Source organism: Algorimicrobium algoritergicola (genome assembly GCF_008086165.1).
GTDB classification, from domain to species: domain Bacteria; phylum Bacteroidota; class Bacteroidia; order Flavobacteriales; family Flavobacteriaceae; genus Algorimicrobium; species Algorimicrobium algoritergicola.
In genome coordinates this window covers 788,713-809,925 of the sequence record NZ_VSKL01000001.1, presented here as the reverse complement: position 1 = coordinate 809,925, position 21,213 = coordinate 788,713, and the positions used below count along the sequence as shown (strand labels likewise).

19 protein-coding genes are annotated in these 21,213 nt (G+C 34.0%); 3 read left to right on the top strand and 16 right to left on the bottom strand.

Going from position 1 to position 21,213, the window contains the following annotated elements; genetic code table 11:
• Positions 1 to 6: 6 nt before the first annotated feature.
• The 4 genes from ES675_RS03805 to ES675_RS03790 all read right to left on the bottom strand — a co-directional run bounded on the left by ES675_RS03805 (position 7) and on the right by ES675_RS03790 (position 3,188).
• Positions 7 to 1,134 carry an efflux RND transporter periplasmic adaptor subunit gene (locus tag ES675_RS03805; RefSeq protein ID WP_066247351.1) on the bottom strand — a complete coding sequence of 376 codons (1,128 nt, stop codon included), beginning with the start codon at positions 1,132 to 1,134 and terminating at the stop codon, positions 7 to 9.
• Between the two features lie 10 nt (positions 1,135 to 1,144).
• Positions 1,145 to 1,645 (bottom strand): GbsR/MarR family transcriptional regulator, encoded by a 501-nt coding sequence (locus tag ES675_RS03800; RefSeq protein WP_066247347.1) that lies wholly within the window; start codon positions 1,643 to 1,645, stop codon positions 1,145 to 1,147.
• 131 nt (positions 1,646 to 1,776) lie between these two features.
• The gene (gene pheS, locus ES675_RS03795; RefSeq protein ID WP_066247343.1) at positions 1,777 to 2,796 is read right to left on the bottom strand and encodes a phenylalanine--tRNA ligase subunit alpha; all 1,020 of its coding nucleotides are present in this window, start codon (positions 2,794 to 2,796) and stop codon (positions 1,777 to 1,779) included.
• A 35-nt stretch (positions 2,797 to 2,831) separates the two neighbouring features.
• Positions 2,832 to 3,188 (bottom strand): hypothetical protein, encoded by a 357-nt coding sequence (locus tag ES675_RS03790; RefSeq protein WP_066247341.1) that lies wholly within the window; start codon positions 3,186 to 3,188, stop codon positions 2,832 to 2,834.
• Positions 3,189 to 3,291: 103 nt separating this feature from the next.
• Between ES675_RS03790 and ES675_RS03785 the strand changes: the two genes are divergently transcribed.
• Positions 3,292 to 3,828, top strand: a complete 537-nt coding sequence (locus tag ES675_RS03785) for a CvpA family protein (protein WP_066247339.1) — start codon at positions 3,292 to 3,294, stop codon at positions 3,826 to 3,828.
• On the opposite strand, the gene ES675_RS03780 is transcribed toward ES675_RS03785, so the two are convergent.
• The 4 genes from ES675_RS03780 to ES675_RS03765 are packed head-to-tail and all read right to left on the bottom strand — an operon-like array spanning position 3,825 to position 8,981.
• Positions 3,825 to 6,017 (bottom strand): PepSY domain-containing protein, encoded by a 2,193-nt coding sequence (locus ES675_RS03780; protein ID WP_066247336.1) that lies wholly within the window; start codon positions 6,015 to 6,017, stop codon positions 3,825 to 3,827. The two genes, ES675_RS03785 and ES675_RS03780, sit on opposite strands and share 4 nt — an antisense overlap.
• 33 nt (positions 6,018 to 6,050) lie before the next feature.
• A complete protein-coding gene (locus tag ES675_RS03775; RefSeq protein ID WP_066247333.1) occupies positions 6,051 to 6,533 on the bottom strand; it encodes a DUF2271 domain-containing protein in 483 nt (160 codons plus the stop codon).
• Between the two features lie 59 nt (positions 6,534 to 6,592).
• The gene (locus tag ES675_RS03770) at positions 6,593 to 8,068 is read right to left on the bottom strand and encodes an ankyrin repeat domain-containing protein (protein WP_066247330.1); all 1,476 of its coding nucleotides are present in this window, start codon (positions 8,066 to 8,068) and stop codon (positions 6,593 to 6,595) included.
• 7 nt (positions 8,069 to 8,075) lie between these two features.
• Positions 8,076 to 8,981 carry a DUF6607 family protein gene (locus tag ES675_RS03765; protein WP_066247327.1) on the bottom strand — a complete coding sequence of 302 codons (906 nt, stop codon included), beginning with the start codon at positions 8,979 to 8,981 and terminating at the stop codon, positions 8,076 to 8,078.
• Between the two features lie 102 nt (positions 8,982 to 9,083).
• Here ES675_RS03765 and ES675_RS03760 point away from each other — a divergent pair, with 102 nt between their 5' ends.
• A complete protein-coding gene (locus ES675_RS03760; protein ID WP_066247325.1) occupies positions 9,084 to 11,222 on the top strand; it encodes a TonB-dependent receptor plug domain-containing protein in 2,139 nt (712 codons plus the stop codon).
• 14 nt (positions 11,223 to 11,236) lie between these two features.
• Positions 11,237 to 12,328, top strand: a complete 1,092-nt coding sequence (locus ES675_RS03755) for an HmuY family protein (RefSeq protein WP_066247322.1) — start codon at positions 11,237 to 11,239, stop codon at positions 12,326 to 12,328.
• A 67-nt stretch (positions 12,329 to 12,395) separates the two neighbouring features.
• Here the strand turns inward: ES675_RS03755 and ES675_RS03750 are convergent, their stop codons facing one another.
• From ES675_RS03750 to ES675_RS03715, 8 genes are all read right to left on the bottom strand, one after another.
• Complete coding sequence (locus ES675_RS03750) at positions 12,396 to 13,022, bottom strand: carbonic anhydrase (protein ID WP_066247317.1); 627 nt, start codon at positions 13,020 to 13,022, stop codon at positions 12,396 to 12,398.
• 11 nt (positions 13,023 to 13,033) lie between these two features.
• Positions 13,034 to 14,905 (bottom strand): SulP family inorganic anion transporter, encoded by a 1,872-nt coding sequence (locus tag ES675_RS03745; RefSeq protein WP_066247313.1) that lies wholly within the window; start codon positions 14,903 to 14,905, stop codon positions 13,034 to 13,036.
• A gap of 239 nt (positions 14,906 to 15,144) precedes the next feature.
• The gene (locus tag ES675_RS03740) at positions 15,145 to 15,774 is read right to left on the bottom strand and encodes a carbonic anhydrase family protein (RefSeq protein WP_066247310.1); all 630 of its coding nucleotides are present in this window, start codon (positions 15,772 to 15,774) and stop codon (positions 15,145 to 15,147) included.
• A gap of 34 nt (positions 15,775 to 15,808) precedes the next feature.
• Positions 15,809 to 16,612: a universal stress protein gene (locus ES675_RS03735; RefSeq protein WP_066247306.1), complete on the bottom strand. Its 804-nt coding sequence runs from the start codon at positions 16,610 to 16,612 to the stop codon at positions 15,809 to 15,811.
• A 5-nt stretch (positions 16,613 to 16,617) separates the two neighbouring features.
• On the bottom strand, positions 16,618 to 18,210 hold the full coding sequence (locus tag ES675_RS03730; protein ID WP_066247301.1) for a SulP family inorganic anion transporter: 1,593 nt from the start codon (positions 18,208 to 18,210) through the stop codon (positions 16,618 to 16,620).
• 90 nt (positions 18,211 to 18,300) lie between these two features.
• Positions 18,301 to 18,582, bottom strand: coding sequence for a hypothetical protein (locus tag ES675_RS03725; RefSeq protein WP_082985826.1), 282 nt, complete (start codon positions 18,580 to 18,582; stop codon positions 18,301 to 18,303).
• Between the two features lie 58 nt (positions 18,583 to 18,640).
• On the bottom strand, positions 18,641 to 19,414 hold the full coding sequence (locus ES675_RS03720; protein ID WP_066247651.1) for an SH3 domain-containing protein: 774 nt from the start codon (positions 19,412 to 19,414) through the stop codon (positions 18,641 to 18,643).
• Between the two features lie 11 nt (positions 19,415 to 19,425).
• Positions 19,426 to 21,198, bottom strand: a complete 1,773-nt coding sequence (locus ES675_RS03715; protein WP_066247298.1) for a BatD family protein — start codon at positions 21,196 to 21,198, stop codon at positions 19,426 to 19,428.
• Positions 21,199 to 21,213 lie beyond the last annotated feature (15 nt).

Below are 21,213 nucleotides of genomic sequence, written 5' to 3'. Positions count from 1 at the left end.
GGTTATTTAATTAAAAACGGGTTTATTGGATTTTACAATACTGTCAAAAACAACGGGCTGGGGAACTATAGGCGTATTATTGCGGAGTTTCCCCACACCACCGGCTACTATTTTATCACCGGCTTCAATTCCGGAACTTACCACGATCATATTATCTATGCGGTCTTTTACCCCAACAATAGTGGAAACTGCCAGTGTATCGCCCTGAACACGGTAAACATACACCTTGCCCTGTTGTTCATATGAAGCAACTTCGGGCACGACAACAACATCCGTATACGTTTTTGGAATCCTTATTTTCCCACTGTTCCCGTTGGCTAAAAACCTATTTGGGTTTTTAAACACGGCCCTAAAACTCACCGTTCCCGTTGACGGGTCTATCTGGCCCGTTACGGTTTCAATGGTTCCTTTTTCGTCGTAAATTTCATCGTTGACTAATTGCAGTTCCACGGGCGGAAAATTTTTGATTTTTTCGGAAAGTGTTTCCCCTTTTGCGATTTGGATAAAATTCAAATAATCGCGTTCGTTCATTGCAAAAAAAGCATATACTTCTCTGGTTTCTGAAACCGTTGTCAAAGGCGTGGGATCATTAGGACTGACCAACGCCCCGGTTCGGAAAGCAATGGCGCCCACATGGCCGTCCACTGGGCTTTTGATGTTTGCATAATCAATACTGGCGGCGATACTGTTATAGCCCGCTTTTGCCTGCGCAAGCTTGGCCTTGGCGGTTTCCAATTGCACATTGCTGATAATGTTTTTTTCAACCAAGGGAATCAATTTATCAACTTCCACTTGAGCCGCATTCACATTGGCCATACCGGCGGCGGCATCTTGGTTAAGCATCTGGGTTTCTAGTTTGAAAAGGATTTGTCCCTTTCTTACTTTCTGACCTTCGTCCACTAACACATCTGTAATATAACCTGAAATTTTTGGACGCACTTCACTGTTATTAACGCCTTCAATACTCGTTGGATAAGTAGTATACCCTGTTACTGTTTTTTGAGGAATTGTAGTCACTTGAAAAGGCGAGGGGCCTTGTGTTTGCGGTGTCGCTTGCTCTTGTTTATCTCCACAACTGGAAAAAAGGACTAAAAATCCGAAAGAGAATATAAATGGGAGGTATCTATGTTTCATTAGTATGTCGTTAAAATTTATGTTTTTTTTCTATTATATTTGATTTTAATTTTGAAATGGATTGTGTGGCTTCTTCCAAAAACTTGATATAATCCTCATGGAAATCGAGTTCAAATTTTGAAGTTTCGTCCTTTCCTAACCTGTTTGCTTCTTTTTTATAGTCTCGAATTTCTAAATGCAGTTCTTTTTGTGAATTCCAAGATTCAATCATAGCCTCTATACTTATCATAATATTGTCATGATTGATGGTGTAGTATTTTTTCCTGTCCCCTGGCTTGGTAAAATAAAGCAGTTTCTTCATATCTGCCAAATGATTGAGGTGTGTAGAAATTGTACTTTTACTAGCACATAAATTAGACACTAGGTCTTCAAATGTGCTTCCCACCTTTCCAGTAAGTATGATATAAGACAAAATACGAGCTGCTATAGGAGCTAATTGGTCCTTTTGCTCAATAGCGACACCTAGCTTTTCTACAAGTCTCTGCTTTTGATTACAAATTTCGTTAGTCATTGCTTAATAATTTGGCACAAAAATAATACTAGTTCGGAACAATCAGAACTAATCGAAGTTAAAAAAAAGTTAAATAAAAAAACCGATAGTGTTATCGGTTTTCAAATCTATAATAAAGTAATGTTAATGGATTATAACGCACTTTTAAACTGCTCTAAAAAGCGGACATCGTTCTCACTTAATAATCTAATATCACTAATTTGGTGCAATAGCATCGCAATGCGATCAATCCCCATTCCAAAGGCAAAACCGGAATACTCTTTAGAGTCTATACCACAGTTTTCCAATACATTAGGATCTACCATACCGCAACCCATAATTTCCAACCAGCCGGTTCCTTTAGTAATACGGTAATCGGTTTCGGTTTCCAATCCCCAATACACATCTACTTCAGCACTCGGTTCTGTAAACGGAAAGTAGGATGGACGTAAACGAATTTTACTTTTTCCAAACATTTCAGTTGTAAAATATTGAAGGGTTTGTTTTAAATCGGAAAAACTCACGTCTTTATCAATATATAAACCTTCAACTTGGTGGAAAAAACAATGCGATCGCGATGAAATTGCTTCATTTCTATACACACGACCTGGAGAAATTGTCCGAATAGGTGGTTTATTGTTTTCCATATAACGCACCTGTACCGAACTGGTATGTGTACGTAATAAAATGTCTGGATCTGTTTGTATAAAAAAGGTATCCTGCATATCTCGTGCTGGATGGTATTCTGGCAAATTTAACGCGGTAAAGTTATGCCAATCATCTTCAATTTCTGGACCCTCACTAACATTAAAACCAATGCGTGAAAAAATATCAATAATCTGATTTTTTACTAATGAAATAGGGTGCCTTGCACCAATTTCAATTGGATCGCCTGGACGAGATAAGTCATCAAACGAACCGGCCGATTCCTCATTGTTTTCCAGATCCTCCTTAAGTGCTGCTACTTTATCTTCTGCTGTTTTTTTAAGCGCATTAATAACCTGACCAAACTCCTTTTTCTGATCGTTAGCTACGTTTTTAAACTCCTTAAAATAATCATTAAGCACGCCTTTTTTTCCTAAAAATTTAATTCGAAATGCTTCGACTTCCTCTTTAGATTTTGCTTGAAATGCTTCTGCTTCGGCAATTAATTCTTTTATCTTATCTATCATGATTTCATTGAAAATGAGTGCAAATTTAATAATTCTTATTTTATATACTCCACTTCAATAAAATAACTTACAATAGCTTCTTTCATCAGTACACTTTGTTCACCTGCTTTTAAGGCTGGCAATTGTTCTTTCACCTTATAATGTGGCCATTTGTCATCATCATAATAATCAAATTCATAATAACCATAAGGTTCCAAAAGGCGACAAATAGCAATATGCATCAAATCTAATTTATGATCTTTTTTAAATTTTCTATCCAACTGACCTAGCTCTTGCACACCAATTAAATAAATTATAGCATCTAAATCCAGTTTATCACCATCAGCAAATTGTGCAGACAATTTTTGCACTACTTGTTCCCATCGTTCTTTTAATTGTTCGTCTCTAGACATGTTTTAAATTGAAGTTGAAAATGAATTTGAAGTCGAACTTCAATTTCAAATTCAGTTTTATTTTGACAAAGTTAACTTATATTTGACGAAATTCTAATGTAATATGACCGTAATTGATATCATTTTAGTGGCATTTTTAGGTTTAGGACTTGTGCGTGGGTTTCTAAAAGGTTTCTTTGTTGAAATTGCCTCACTAGTCGCTTTAATTGCTGGAATTTATGGTGCCATTCACTTTAGTTTTTACGCAGCAGAATTACTTATGGATTATGTGGATTGGGATGAAAAAACCATTAATGTAGCTGCATTTGCCATCACCTTTATTGTGATTGTTTTAGTTATTGCTTTGGCAGGAAAAGCCTTGACTAAACTAGCGGATTTTGCTGCTTTAGGAATTTTAAATAAGTTATTAGGTGCGCTTTTTGGTGTGGTGAAAATGGCATTAATTTTAAGTGTGTTACTCAATATTTTTGATGCTATGAATACCACGATTACTTTTGTAGATGACGAAAATACGGAAAACGCTATACTTTACAAGCCCGTAAAATCCATTGCTCCCATGATTTTTCCATTTGTAATAAAATCAGCTGAAAATCAAGAAGTGGAAGAAACAACTGAGGCAGAATTAATACCAGAATCTTAATAGCAATCCGATTGAATTTGTCCGTTTTGTTGATAGATATGCAGCCCTTCTAATTGGTGTTTTTCACAAATAAGCTCCAAGGTTTTGAGCACATCGTTTTGCATAGCTAATGAGCCACATAACATTAAAACACCTTTGTTTTTTAGCGTAGCTGCCATAAATTCAGAATCTCTTAAAAGTAAATTTTGAACATAATTATTATTGGTTTCGCGTGATAGTGCTAATTCCAAACGGGCTAATTTTTGAGTATTTAAATAGCCTTCTATTTGCGATTTGTATAATTTGTAAGATTCGTTGGTCCGTAATCCGAAATACAAATGCACTGTTTTTAGTTTGGTGTTTGCATTTAACATTCCTAAAAATGGAGCAATACCAGTTCCATTAGCAATCATCACGACATGTGGTGCTTTTTTAGGAAAATGAAAAGCCGCATTATTAATAATGCGTGCTTTAAAGGTACTGCCCAAACTAAAACCGTTTAGAAAATTAGAACCTAATCCATTGTCGTAATATTTCACACTTAATTGAATATGTCCATCTACTTTTCCAATAGAATATAGACGTTCCCGATAATCATTAGCTGGATAAACGGCAAGCAAATCACCAGAAACAAACCGTTTGGCTTGTTTGGCTTTCAGTGTCAGTATAAATGTTTGATCTGGATTATCCGCTACGTCTGTTTTGTGAACAACCGTCAGTGAATTGGTTAATTTTGGTTTAGCAACTAATTTTTCTTCAACAATTTGAACAGGAACATGTATTTTTTCCGTCCACGAATTTGCCCATTGTTTAAAAGCATCAACCGATTTATCATTAATAGTAAAAACAGGTAAAAATTGCTTGAATTCGGTTTGCATAGCTTTATCTACATCCAAGGCAAATTTGCAAAAATCAGCATAGGCATAAGAACCAAAACCAACGACGGAATATTGTAAGGTACGTGGCTGTTGGGTTGTTTTTAAAAGCTCTAAAAATTTAGTCCCATTGGTTGGTGGATCTCCTTGACCATAGGTTGCGGTTAGAATAATTAGATGTTCTGCCTTATTAAAAGTTGTATAATTATTCAATTCTGTAATGTAAGATTTTTTACCAGCTTCTAAAAGTTGCTCATGTAAAACATTAGCAAACGGTAAGGTACTTCCGTTTTCTGATCCTACTAGAATAACAAACTCACATGCATCCTTTTTATACTTATTTTTTAGTTTAGATTTTCGGCGTTTTACCGTCATAGCAAATCCTGAATAAATGAAAAACAGGATGTTTGCCGTAGCAAGCGCTAAAATAACAGACCATAAAATACTGCCTTTTCCCGTATGTAAATTCAGGCTTAACTCGGAATAAAAAGTAACAGGCGGATACTTAATTCTACTTAAAATTTCACCTGTAAATTGATTAATTACTACTTCTTGATTAGTTAATGCTAGGGTGTAATAATCTTCCACATCATCAGAAAACGGAAATTCTATGGCGCGAACTTCAGAGAGCTGTGTGTTTTTAAACACAGCGAAATCTTCAACCGGTAATTCTGGTGTAGCTGAAATAGCATCAAAATCAATATTGTGTGTGGTATTGGAAGTTGGTAGTAAATCAAATTTCTCTAAAGACAAATACACACCTGTAATGGTGATAATAATTATGGGAATTAAAGACAAACGTCCTAAAACAATATGCCAATATTGATTAAAGTTCTCATTGATAATTTTTGAAAAGAACTTTTTAAAACTACGTTGTCTTTTTACAATTAGAATAGAACCCGAAACCGCAATTAAAAATAAAAGGAACGAACAAAAACCAACAAAAAAGCGTCCTGTGCTTTTTAAAAATAAGGATCTATGGAAGTTAGTAACCCATTGAAAAAATGGTGAAACATCTATTTTATCGCCAAGAAATTCAGCGTTTTTCGGATTGATATAACCAGTTTTACTGTCGCCTTCATGGGTAATTACAGAAGCTAAAACAAAATCATTAGCATCAATTTGAACATCTATAATTTCCGGATAGGTTTGCTTTAATGTGGAAATAGTTTCGGCTACCGTTATGGTTTCAAAATCAGCCGATTTAAAAGGTTGAATTTGTTCAGAAATAGGCTGAAACGCCAAAATAATTCCTGTTATGGAGGCTAAAAGAATAAAAACAAAAGAAGACACGGCCAAGGCAAGGTGACTGTATCTCCAAATTGAAATGGTCATAAACCAAACGTATTAATTATAAGTTCAAAAAAATTAATTTGGCATCATCCGAACATAACGAATAAATCCGCTGCCTTCTTTCTTGCTTTTTACAGTTTCAGAAGTCAATGGAAATTCCACATCTTTGGTGTAATATTCCTGATCTTCAACGGCGGTTTCAAATCGGATGCTATAACCAGCGTCAATTTTAGAATCTTCAATATCAATAACACTAATAGTTCTGGCGCCTCCAGCAATAGTTGCTCCAGTAATGGCATCTATATTGCTGCGTTTTTTTCCATAGAATTTCCACCAGTCCGTCATATCATGATACCATTCGCTATCATCTCCTTGTACGTATAGGGTTTTTTCGTATTCGCCATCTGGATTGATTAGGGAAACAACGACATACGCGGCTTCACCTGAATAATTCGTCATTTGAATCATGCATTTGTATTTGGTAGAATCTGCAATGGTTGTAAAGGATAATAATCCAAAGGTTAAAAAACTAACAAGTATTATATGTTTTATTTTCATGGTTTCTAATTTTACTAAAACCTGCTAGGTTGATGAAAGACTAACAGGTTTTCAATTAACTACTTCAAAAAATCTAAATTGCTTTTACTGGATTTTAGAATCTCATTTTCAGATGCCAAATCGAAAGCGGTTTCATCAAATTCTGTTACCGCATCCGTTTTAGCGCCTATTGAAACTAAATATTTTAATATGTCTGAATTTTTAGCACGCATAGCAGCCAAATGCAGAGCTGTATTACCTTCACTATTTTTTGCATTTACATTAACAGGATAGGTGTTTACCCATTTTACTAAATCCAAGTTATTTTGTAAAACGGCTAAATGAAATAACGTATTTCCATTTTTTTGAGGTTTGGTAATATCTATTCCATTAGCTTTAATTAAGGCTATTTTTTGTTCAAACTCCTTTTGATTATTAACAGTAAAGGATTCCATAACATACGCTATAATATTGTTTCCATTGGCATCAATAACCGAAACTTCTGCTTTGTTTTCTATTAGGAAATCAACCACCTGAAAGGTATTGTTTTTAAGAGCTAAGGCTAATGCAGATTCACCTTTCTTGTTCACCGCATTAATATCTTTTACCTGTTTGTTAAGAATGGTAATGACTTCCAAATTATTTTGGTAAGCTGCGTTTAAGAAGGCTGTATTTCCATCAGCATCCGCTTGATTTACATCAACTCCTTTTTTTATAAAATAGCGTATCAAGTCTAGATCTTTACTACGAGCCGCTAAAATATGCAAAGGTGTTTCGCCTTCTTTTGAAGACGTATTGGGGTTTAATCCTACTTCTTCTAAATAGGTGTAAAAGTCTAAATCATTGGTGTGGCTCCGGGTTCCTTGGGCAGCAAAAATAAAGGCTTGGTTATTTCCTTTAACACCTTTCTCTACTAATTGATTTAATAATTCCTTGTTACCAGTTTTAGCAACATAATTAAAAACGCCATTCCCATTGGAGTCCACACTTTGAATATCGAGGCCTTTAGATGTAAAATAATTGATGAGTTTAAAATCCGTATCAAAAGGTGCAGCAAGTAGTAGTGCATTGGCTCCTGACGGTGTAAGGTCCGATTTTAAATTGGCACCATGTGCCAAACACATATCATATACTTTGGTATTGGTTTGTCCTGAACCAGCTGCAAAATTTAAAATAGTATTTCCTTTATCATCGGTTATATCCGTTTTGGCACCTTTCTTTAAAAGGTATTGCATGATTTCGGTATTACCTTTGTAAGCGGCCCAAAAAATATAGGTTCGTCCGTCATGGGTTAATTTATTGACGTCATTTCCATTGTAGGATTGAATGTAATGAATGGTTTTGTTGGGTGCATCTTGCAAAATAGCAAACACAACGGCATCAAAATTATTACTATTGGCTTGCGTTATATCATTTCCAGCTTTTATTTGGGCATCAACATCTTCTACAGATGGTTTGTTGCTCCAAAAATCGCGATTCAAAAACACATTATCTTGCCCAAAGCTTTGAAGGCTAAAAAAAAGGATTAAGGCGGATATTATTGTTTTACTTTTCATAGTATTCTTATTTTACAAATGCATCAATAATTGGGTTGATAGTTTCAGATGTTTTATAATTCTCATCATCCAATAAATATTTAAACATGGTTTTGTTATCTACTTTTTCTTCCAACATTAAATCTGTGTTTCGTGCAAAAACAGCATCCCATTTAGCCCTAACAATTACCCATTTCTCCTTGTTCTCTGCCCAATAGTCTTGAGCCGCTTTACATTCGCTATCGTCAATTTTCACGTAGGTATTATGTCCTTTTTCTTGAGCCAAAATCACGTCTTCCTTTCCAGTTTCACGAATAACCTTATCGTTATCCTGATCATGAATCCAACCGTTGGCAACAATTTCATGTCTGTTGGTTCTATTCATTACATTATAATCACTACGTGTTGTATATTCTCGTCTTGCTAAAGGTGCTGTTGTGGTATTTTCCCAATAACTTTTTCCATCGACATGAACCCAAGTGGCAGATCCTTCATAACGCGGACTATCATCAACTTGAAAAACGCGCTGTGTCCATTGACCAGCCACGTCTTCTTTTGGAAGTGTTACAAAGTTCCACTTGTTATCATGGTCATAAACATATAAATTGGTGTTTTCAAACTCCCAATCTTGTCGCCAATGCTTTACAATATATGGACGCTCTTTAGATCCAACAATCAATAAATGCTGCATGACAATTTTATCGGCATCATCTTGAACCAGCTCTACCCACTCTATTCCTTTATCATGTTTTGTTGCCGATGGCATGTAAGTTGAATCACCAGAATACTCAAAAGTTTCCGCAAAATTAAAGTTTACTTCATAACAACCACACATGTCTTTGATGGCTTTTTGATCCTGTTGCAGTTTGGATTGCGCATAAATTTGTGTGGATAATGCTACTAATAAAAGTGTGGTTAAGGCTACTTGTTTCATTTTTAGAGTTTTATTTTTTTACTTGAAATTAATTAAAATTTTTTTATTCTTATTTAGATTGAATTAAAATAAGATTTTATATTTGCAGCAAATCTATAAAGAATGAGTCTAAATAAAAATAACTTTTCACTTTTTTTTCTGCTTTTTTTGAGTTCGTATATTTTTGCTCAAGAAATAGAAACAGATTCTACCAATACAGAACAATTAAGTGAGGTGGTTATTACTGGCCAGTATAATCCACAGTCCATTAAAAAATCGGTTCATAATGTTACCGTAATCACGAGGCAGCAAATTGAAAGTCAGGCGGCTAATAACATAGCTGATTTATTAAACTTCAATTTAAATTTAACCATCCTTCCCAGCGCCCAAACCGGGAAATCTAATATTTCGTTTTTTGGATTAGATCAGCAGTATTTCACCATTCTAATTGATAATATTCCTTTAGTTAGTGATAATGGCGTTGGAAATAATATTGATTTAACCCAAATAAATTTAGATGATATTGAGCGTATAGAAATTGTAGAAGGTGCAATGGGTGTTGAATATGGCGCCAATGCCGTTTCTGGTGTTATTAATATTATCACCAAAAAAGCAATTGATGGGAAATGGGAAATTCAAACGGGAATTCAAGAAGAGACCGTAGGTAATGAGTACACTTGGTTTGATGAAGGACGCCATATACAGCTGGTAAATGTGTCTCACAATATTAATGATAAATGGTTTGCTAGAGTGGGTTTTAACCGTAATCAGTTTGCTGGTTATTTTGGTGAAAGGCAAGGTAAAGATTACTACGGAACAGATAATTTACGTGGGTATGAATGGCTACCAAAAACACAAATAAACACCAATGCTTTAGTTAATTATCAGTCTGAAGCCTTTAACTTGAACTACCGATTTGATTATTTTAATGAAGAACTAAACTTTTACAATCGATCCGTTAGAACCAATCCGGATGTTGCTTCACAAACCATTAATCCAACAACAAACGATAGGATTTACAAAACGAATCGGTTTGTAAATAATTTAAATTTATCAGGCCGATTAAAATCGGGTATGAATTATAAAGCATCCTTTTCTTACCAACAGCAAGAACGGAATTTAAACGATTTCACGTATTATATTCTTACCGAAGAAAAAGATAATGAAATAGATGAAACCTACCAATCTACGAAAGTCTTTTTCTCCAATGGTGCCGTTAATAATTTAATAAAGACGGATAAATTCAACTTTCAATTAGGTTACGAATTGCGCTATATTGAAGGTTTTGATACGCAGGCTTCGGGTAATGAAACACAGTTGGATAAACTACAATCGGTATCTAGTTTAGCAGGTTATGCTTCTGGAGAATACCGATTTAACGAAAAGTTTTCCGTTAGACCTGGAATGCGATACGACCATAACTCCCTTTTCAAATCCAACTTTTTAGGGTCTTTAAGTGCGCGTTACTTGTTTGAACATGGCTTTGAACTACGTGCTGAACTGGGAAGCTCGTATAGAACACCAAGTTTTGAAGAATTGTATTATTACTTTGTAGATTCTAATCATGATGTTCGTGGGAATGAAAACCTAAAACCTGAAAACGGTTATACCGCCTTTTTTAATGTGAAAAAACGGAGCTGGTTCAACGACCTATCTTTGGTTAATGAATTCAAAATAAACTACATATCATTACAAGACAAGATTGATTTGGCTATTGTAAATACAATACCATTACAATATCAATATATAAACATTAACAGCTATAAGTTAATAGGCGCGACACTTAATAACAGTATAAAAGCGGATAATTGGACTTTTAATTTAGGAGCCACACTCCAAGGGGTTTCTAGAGTTTTAGATGATGAAGTTAATGCCAATGATGACTTTTTGTTCTCCTATCAAATAAATTCAAGCGCTACATATTATGTCCAAAAATGGGACACCTACTTTACCATGTTATATAAGTATAATGGCGAACAAAAGGATTTTGCCGCTAATGGTGATGTAGATAATGAAGGGAATAACATTTTTACTCAACAAACTGTTGATGGCTACAGCTGGCTTGATGCATCCCTAAAAAAAGAATTTTTTAAAAACACATTTCAGGTAACTCTTGGTGCCAGAAACTTACTAGATATTACGTCTGTTGATATTCGTGATTCTGGTTCAAATGGAGGTACTCATAGCGGAAACACTTCAAATTTAACCTTGGGTTACGGACGTTCATTTTATTTAAAACTATTATATAAATTAAACCTTTAAACACTATATATATTATGATTAACAAATTTTTATCTGCGCTATTTACTGTCGCATTATTTACTACTTTTAGTTGCAGTAGTGACGACGACAATGCACCATCAGGACCCATTAACGTCGTAATTGAAGGCGCTTCAATTGCACCTCAAATTGGAGGCCCAAACGAGCCAAATCAAGTTTATATTGATTTGAGCACAAACACGACAACATCTGTACAACGAGACACGTGGGATTTAGGTTTTTATTCAGGTTCCGATTTTAGAGTTGCCATTAATGGATCTATTTATATGGCAGTAGCTGAACTTTCAGCTTCAGATATTGATGCTGTAAACGCATCATCAATTGAAGTTCAAACCTTACAACCGCAAGTGGCAGTAGGTACATTTGAAGATGTTAGTGCTGGCTTTATAGATGCGCCTTTTGGTAATATTGACGGAACTGCTATCAAGGCTATTTCTGATGATGCTATTTCAAACCATGTATATTTAATTAATTTAGGTTATGAAGTAAGTACAGGAACACCAGCCAATGGTAGCGTAGAAGTTTCAGGCAATCCAAGAGGCTGGAAAAAAATTCGTGTTACTAAAAGTGGAAACGATTACGTTTTACAATATGCTAATTTAGATGCTACAACGCATAACACCGTTACTATTTCTAAAAACACAAACTATAATTTTACGTTTTTTAGTTTTGATACAGAATCTGAAGTTAGCGTGGAGCCTGCAAAAACGGAATGGGATTTAAACTTTACCGTATTTACTAATGAAATTACGGGATATGGCGCTTATGGTTATACCGATTTTGTAGTAAATAATAGTAAAGTAAATGCTACCGCTTATATGATTGATACCGATGTAGAAACCGAATTAAGTTATGAAAACTTTACGTTAGCCAATGTCGTGGATACAAACTTTAGTAACGATAAACGTTCTATTGGAAGTAGCTGGAGAAATGGTGGTGGACCAGGAACTTTACCTTCCTTAAAAGAAAATGTTTTTTACATAGTTAACGATACAGAAGGTAATTTATACAAATTGAAATTTTTAGCATTAACTAATGCTGATGGTGAACGTGGTCATCCTGAATTTGTTTACAGTTTATTGCAATAAGATATCATCATTCTTCGGAATGTTAAACCATAAAAAAAGTCGCTTCAATTGAAGCGGCTTTTTCTCTTTAATCTAAATGATAAATCTCCCGAATGTCCTCGAGATATTTGACAAAGTCAATTTTTAAATCAATCAATTTTCCGGTATGAATATCAAATACCCAACCGTGTACTTCCAAGCCACGTTCGCGAATCGCTTTTTGTACAGCTGCCGTTTTAATTAAGTTAACACACTGTTCTTGAACGTTGAGTTCTACAAGCCTATCGTAGCGCTTTTCTTCATTTTCAATGGCATTTAATTCATTCCTGTGAATTCTATACACATCACGAATATTACGTAACCACGGATTTAAAATACCTAAATCTGCCGATTGCATGGCTGCTTTTACACCACCACAACCAAAATGACCACAAACAATAACGTGCTTAACTTTAAGATGATCTACGGCATAGTTTATAACAGACATCACATTCAAATCTATACTAATAACCATGTTTGCAATATTTCTATGTACAAAAACCTCTCCAGGAGCTGCCCCCATTAATTCTTCAGCTGTAACACGACTATCTGAACATCCTATGTATAAAAGTTCCGGATTTTGCCCATCACCTAATTCTTCAAAATAGTTGGAGTCAACGTCCAGTTTATTTTTTATCCACTCTTTATTATTATCGAAAACTGTTTTTAAATCCATAATTTGCTTATTTAATAATCGTCTTTTACATTTTCTTTAATCCATTGCGTACACTCTGTGAAGGTTTTAAAGATGTGTTCTTTGGGAATTAAATCTGGAATAATATCAATGCGTTCCATCATGTATCTCGGTTGTTTTAATAAACCAACAAATAAAACGGTAATTTTATTTTTATTTAAATCGTGAAGTACATCCTCCATCGCGTACAATCCTGATTGATCCATGTACTGCATGCGGCCTAAGCGAATAATGACTGTTTTTGCCGTTGATGGGATTTGATCGGCTAAACCTTGGAAATCGCTTGTAGATCCAAAAAATAAAGGACCTTTTAAATGCTTGATAAAGACTTCTTCTTTTAACTTCTCTGGGAAACTCATTTCGTCATCCCATGCTTTTTCTTTCATTAATGACTTAACATCTGATCTTTGTGCGGTTAAATCACCTATTTTTTTCATAAATAATAACGATGCAATTATCAATCCGATTCCTACAGCATAAACTAAATTCCAGAAAGTAGACAGTAATAACACTACAAGCATAATTAATACTTCTGAACTTAATTTAACAGGGCCAATTTTAATATCTTTAGGAAGTGCTGGAATAGCTTTTAACCCTTTATAATCCATAACTCCAAAACCAACTGTAATTAATATTCCTGCTAATACTGCGGCTGGTATTTGTGAAGCTAAACCAGGTAATCCTGGTATTAAAAGAATACCTAAAAGAAATACGCCTGCAATCATCCCGGACAATCTTGTTTTTCCTCCAGCATTAATATTTACAACCGTTCTAATTGTTGCACCTGCACCTGGTAAGCCTCCAAATATAGCAGCAATACTATTACCAATACCTTGGCCTATTAGTTCTTTATTAGGTTTGTGTTTTGTTTTGGTTACATTATCCGCCACAACACTAGTTAATAAAGAATCAATAGAACCTAATAGCGCTAATGTAAAAGCTGTGAAGAAATAAGGCATTAGGTTTCCAAAATCAAATTCGGTAAATATTCCAAAGTTGGGCATTGGAAATCCATCAGGTATATTTTGAATTGGGGTATATCCCAAATTAAACCCCATGGCAATTCCGGAGACTATCACTAATGCTACTAACGTACTTGGTATGGCTGTTGTTATTCGTTTAAATCCATAAATAATAAGAATGGTTCCAAGTGCTAATAAAAATTCTAACCATTTTATGTTTTGTAACGCCCTTGGGATTGCTTTTAACGAGCCTAATGCACCAGAAGCCGAGTTTGCCGCTAATATAGAAGCCTCACTTTTCATATCAGCTAGTGTAATTTTTTCAGCTCGATTTATGGTTTCTTTAAAATTTTCAAGCACTAAAATACCCTCACCAGCTTCATCCTTTAAAATATCATTTAAAAGCATTTCTTCTGCATGTGGCATATGCTTTTCAATTAATTCTTCATCTTGTCCAGGATAATAACCAACGGCTGGAAGAATTTGTGTTATTATAATAATCAGACCAATAGCCGTCATAAAACCAGACACTACAGGATATGGAATATACTTTATATATTTTCCGAAGCCAAATATTCCTAAACCGACTTGCATTAATCCAGCTAAAAGAAAAACTGCTAAAATAATGGGTAGAGATTTACTTACATCACCTTCATGAATAGCCAATAATCCTGCGATAAGTACCATACTTACAGCTGTCATTGGTGCTGTTGGCCCAGAAATTTGCGTATTTGTACCTCCGAAAAGAGCGGCAAAAAAAGCTAAAAATATAGCACCATAAAGTCCTGCACTTGGACCAAGACCAGATGACACTCCAAATGCTAACGCTAATGGTAATGCTACAATACCCGCTGTAATACCTCCAAAAGCATCACCTTTAAGATGGGAAAAAAAGTTCTTCATAAATTATATATTCAATTACATTATAATTGTAATATTCGTTTTTCTTGAAAATTAAAAAAAATCTTAAGTACAGATAATTGCTACTATTTGCTTTAATAATGACAAGAAACAATCATTTTCACATGAGAGTAATTCATAATTAAGCAATTTTCAATTTCATTTGTAAAGATAAGTAACACTAACAAAAAATGTTAGTGTTACTTTATTTATTCTCCTTTTTACTTTATTTAAGACATTTTTTACTCATAAAACACGACTTCACCCGTGTTAATATCATACATAGCTCCAATAATTTTAATCTCATCGTTTTTTTCCATTTCAGTAAGTATTGGACTTTCAGCATGGATTCTATCAATCATTAATTGCACATTCATGTGTGATACATTGTCTACAAATTCTAAATTTTTAGAGGTTCTTAAGCTGTCATCTTTAGGTTCCTCAACTGCAATAACTGCTGGCGTTATTTTTTGAACTAACTTGGTTAAATTACCCATTTCTGCATGGTCACATGCGCCTTTTACGGCACCACAGCTTGTGTGTCCTAAAACAACTATAAGTTCTGTTCCTGCTAACTTACATGCAAATTCCATACTACCTAAAATATCTTCATTTACAATATTCCCTGCAATACGCACACTAAAAATATCGCCTAATCCCTGGTCAAATACCAGTTCAGACGAGACCCTAGAGTCTATGCAACTTAAAATAGTTGCAAACGGAAATTGTCCATCACTGGTATCGTTTACTTGTTCTAAAAGGTTTCTATTCGCTTTTAAGTTATTTTGAAATCTTTGGTTGCCTTCTTTTAAATATTGCAATGACTTTTGAGGTGTCATTGTTGCTTGAGATTCTCTTGTATGTGCTTTCATAATGTTTATTTTTACTTTTAATTAAAATTGTTATTTATATGGTTTGAGAAACTAATAATGTAACATTCAACTTGGTAACAACTTCTCTTAATGAAGCTTCACCTGGCGTTTTCGTTTTATTTTCAAGTCTATCGACACACAATAAATTAATATTGTTTTTCAATAAATAAGAAGAAAGCGTAGTCATTGCATCCGCATTTTGTTCAAAGACATACTCTATCATATTTTCTTCATTTTGATTAGCTATTTTTATTGTTTCTTTCTGACTGTTAACAATTCTGAAAGATTTTAAAGGGGTATTAGCATGTGTTATTAACTCTTTTGAGAATTTGGTTTTGAAGATTTTATTAGAATCATTAAAAACGGCCAAAGACATTTTCTTATTAGGTTCTAAGGCGTTTTCATTAGACGAAATCATAATGACTCCTTTAAATTTTTTCAAAATAAAACGTGTTATACTATCGCCAATTATTTGAAGTGGGTTTGAATCGCGCTGCCCTAAAACAATGATATCTGGCTTAGAAAGCTCAATATAATTTCGGATCTCTTCTTTAATTTTTCCAAATGCAAAACTATAATTGATGGTAACATTATAGTCTTTTGAAATAGGGTTAATTAAGGATTCAATTTTCTTTTTAGTTGTAAGTTGTTCATCATTTAACGTTCTAATGGCTGTTAATTGATTGTCTATATCTACAATATCAATGTGTTTTTTAACATGAAATAAATCAATTTCTGCATTAATCATTTGAGCTAAGCTCACACTACTTTTTAAGGTTGTATTGGCCGTTTTATTTAAATCTGACAGTACCAATATTTTATATTTATAATTTTTCATAACTTCTAGCTTAAACTTATATTGGATTTAGGTCTTAATTGAAAAAACTCGATAAAACTTTCTGGATTTTCAACGATTCCTCGTTTGGAAATTAATTTGATATCAATGTTTCTCTCTCTCGCTTTAAAGGCAAAATCTTCAAGAATTTCAATAATATCATAATCGAGATATCTGGTTTTAGTCACATCAAATTCCAAATAGGTATCTCTTGGTAAACTATCTAATTCCTTTAAAATCGCACCTTTATTAAAAAAAGTAACCTCTTCGGCAAGTGCCATTTTAATTTTATGTTTCCCATTACTATTATCTTCAATATGAAGGAAATGAGAATTTTGGTAGCTTTTTAGTAAAATAACAACGATACCAACTGCCAAACCTAAACCAATACCAACTAGTAAATCTGTAAAAACAATTCCTATTACAGTGGCAAAAAATGGGATAGACTGTTTCCATCCTAAACCGTACATTTTCTTAAATAATGATGGTTTTGCAAGTTTGTAGCCTACAATCAATAAAATTGCAGCTAAAACAGATAAAGGGATTTTGTTAAGTAAAGTTGGAATTAAAATCACTGATATTAAAAGTAATAACCCATGAAAAATTGCCGACATTTTAGTTTTACCACCAGATTGAATATTAGCCGAACTTCTAACAATAACTTGCGTGATTGGTAATCCTCCAATTAAACCAGAAATAATATTACCAGTTCCCTGGGCTAATAACTCTCTGTTTGTAGGTGTAACATTTTTGTCTGGATCAATTTTATCAGATGCTTCAACACACAGTAAAGTCTCTAAACTCGCTACTAAAGCAATAGTAAAAGCAACAACCCAAACTTCTGGATTTGCAATTGCAGAAAAATTAGGGAAACTGAATTGTCCTATAAACGAATTTAAGTCTTCAGGAATTGGAACGCTTACCATGTGGGCACCTCCAATAGATAATACACCACTACCTTGAGTAAAAGTAAAAAATAATATTCCTAAAACAACCACTACAAAAGGGCCTTGGATAACTTCGAACACTTTAGATTTCTTACTCAATACTTTATCCCAAAGAATTAAAAGCAATAAACTTATAATTCCAATTAAGGCTGCTCCAGGATGGATATTACTCAACATGGTAAACAACTCAGAAAAAGTATTTCCACCATCTATTTCAAAAAATTCTAAATCCCAAGCAGAGGCTTCATCATAGCCAAAAAAGTTAGGAATTTGTTTTAAAATAATGATAATTCCAATACCTGTAAGCATGCCTTTAATAACTGATGACGGGAAATAATACCCAATAATTCCGGCTTTTAAAACACCAAAAATTAATTGAATAACACCTCCTAAAACAACAGCAACTAGAAAGTTTTCATAACCTCCCAACGTGCCAATTGCCGTTAACACAATTGCAGCTAAACCTGCTGCAGGTCCACTAACTCCAATTTTAGATCCACTTAAGGCTCCTACTACAATCCCTCCAATAATTCCGGCAATTAATCCAGAGAAAAGAGGTGCTCCACTGGCTAAAGCAATACCTAAACATAAAGGTAAGGCAACAAAAAATACAACGACACTTGCGGGCAAGTCGCTTTTTAAATTTTTAAACATTTTAAATAATTGATTTTATACTATTGAACAGATATCAATAGCTATTTTAATATTTTTTCTTGGGACAATAAATGTCCAACGATTAAAATATTAAATAAAATCTGGTGGTGGAGAAATTAAATTAAGATGTGGTTTAGGATAATATTTAAACATATATCCTACATGCTCTTTAGAATCCAATAAGAAAACATGACTAACTTCATTTAAATCATTTTCTGCTAACGGGAACTTAATGTTTTCATTTTCTTCTTCAGCAATACTATAAAACATAGATACATCAACGTTATCATCTATTGCAATGATTATTGAAGGCGCTGAAATAAACGCCAAAAATAAAATTGAAAACAAAATTGCAATAGCTTTTTTAGTCATTTACTAGTTTTGAAGTGCAAATATAAACTTTTCCATTAGTTGGAATGTTAAATTATCTTTAAAACAAATTCAGTAATTTAATATCGCTAGATGGAATCCATCCTTCTTTACCATCGGAAAGTTTAATTTTTTTCCAATTATCAACCGTATCTAATACTTGAACTTTAGTCCCTTCATGCAACACAAATGCTTCTGTGCTTCGTAAATTAGGTTCACTTTTAATTTGACTTTCTTGAGCGAACACAATCGCAGGATTATTGCTTTTATCTAAATCATATTTATTAAAAGCAGATATTACGGATCCTAACATTAAAAACAATCCAATAAATCCCATGGTAAATGATAGACGCTTTGTTTTAGTTCCTTTTGCCAAATAATAATTGATAAACGCAAATACAGCTAAAAACACAAAACAGATAGCTAAAATAGCCCATAAATCAAAACTAATTGCATGCGAAACTTGATTGATTACTTTGGCAACACCTACTTCAGGAACTACATCAATGGCATCCAAGGTCATGTTTTTAGCAAAAGCCATATTCTGTTTTACATCCGCATCATTTGGTGCTAATTGCAGTGCTTTTTCATAATAAAAAATACTAGGTGCAATATGATTTAGCTTATAATGTGCATTGGCTAAATTGAAATATAATTCTGCAGAATGCATGTCAGTATCTAAAACCTGTTGATATTTATCAATAGCTTCCTCATACTTCGCATCATTGTACAAGTCATTCCCTTGCTCAAATAACTGTGTGTTTTGCGCAAAGGAAAGCAGGCTTAAAAAAGCAAAAATTATAAAGAAAAAATATGTTTTTTGAAGTTTTATCATCTGTAACATCTTTATTTAATTTCTTTATCTATTTGTAAAATAGTATCAGCTGCACGCTGATAATCCTGTTCCATTTCCACTTGGGTAATAGGCGTATATCGTGCCAATTCACAATTTTTCAAAATAGCAACAAAACCAGTAATAGCTTCCTGGCTTACGCTACCTTTATGTAACAACTCTTGAATCTTATCCTTACTTAAATCGCTTGTTTCAATATGAACCGTCGCTTTTAAATAGTTGTGTAAGGCTTTTTCTAATGCTACATAAAATGCTTCTTTTTGACCTAACGCTTTTTTAGCTTCGCTTAAATATTTCTTGGCAAGCTTATCCGCTTTCCGAATTTTATTTCCAAATACATCGGCATCTCGTTTATCCTTATTTTTCTTGAACACAATAACCATCGGAATTGCTAAAAACGGCATTAAAAGCGCTGCCCAAAATCCGGTAGATTTAAAAAAGTGATCTGGTTTGGTACTTGTAAAATCCGAACTCGTTTTTATAAATGCAAACTGATTACTATTTAAAACCACACGTTGCTTATCGCCTCCAACTGCCGTGATATCTTGATTACCAGTTTGGCTGGTTGGACCTTGCAACACATCAATAACAATCTCGTTGGAATTGATGGTTTTATAGGATTCTGTTTTTAAATCGAAATAAGAAAAGGAGATATTCGGAATTGGATATTTTCCTTTAAACTGCGGTACAACCGTATAACTATCAGAAATACTACCTTGCATGCCGTTTAAATTGGTTCGCACATCTTCCGCATGTTCTGGTTCATAAACTTCCAATGAGCTTGGTAAATTTAATTTAGGTAATTGAAATAATTTCAAATTCCCAGAACCTGATACTTCTACTTTAGCTTGTAAAGATTCCGTAGCATTTAATGACGATTTAGATGTGGTGACTTTAAAATTGAAATCGCCTACAGCACCTGTAAAATCTGCTGGTTTTCCTTGTTCCGGAAGTGGTTTTACATTAATAGTTCGCTTACCTGCTGACACTGTTTTGTGCCCTTGTTGCATGAGACGACCACCAAAAATATCGCGTCGGTTTGTTGGAACCTCAACCGTGATATCTAAACTTAAAGGTTCAATTTCTAATTCACCCGTTTTTTGCGGATATAAAACCGTTTTGCGCAATACCACATAGCGATAATCTTCCCCTTTATAGGTGCCGTTTTGAACTTTTAGTTGTCGGATATCTATATTCTGACTCCAAAAATCACTGTATTTTGGATTGTCAATTTCGCGCCAATTACTTACACCTGTATCTGGTGATACATATAATTTGTAAACAACGGTTATCGCTTCATTTAGAAACGGTTTGTCATCTGAAATTTCAGCAACCAAATGAATGTTTTCTGAAGCAATATAATCGGCATTATTGCCATCTTTAGGCGTTTCAACGGCACCTGTAACGACAACAGAAATTGGTGTTGTTTTGTAAATTTCACCATCAATTTCTATCACAGCCTGATTAATTGTAAACGTTCCTTGGCCTTTTGGCGCTAAAAAATAACTATAGGTCTTGGAATAGGTTCGTTTTCCATTAGCATACGCATAACTTACTGCTTGGTTTGGACCACCAACAACTGTGAAATTAGAAAAGTCTGGTGGATTAAAATTATCACCATCTTTATTCATTTCAAAATCAACGCGTAAACGCTCATTGATTCCAAGTCTTTTTTTGCTGACTTTTGACTCAAAGGTTATTTGAGCACTAGCTAACGTACTTGATAGCACTAGTAAAATAACCGTAATGTGTTTTATAAGTTTCATGATATCGTTCTATCC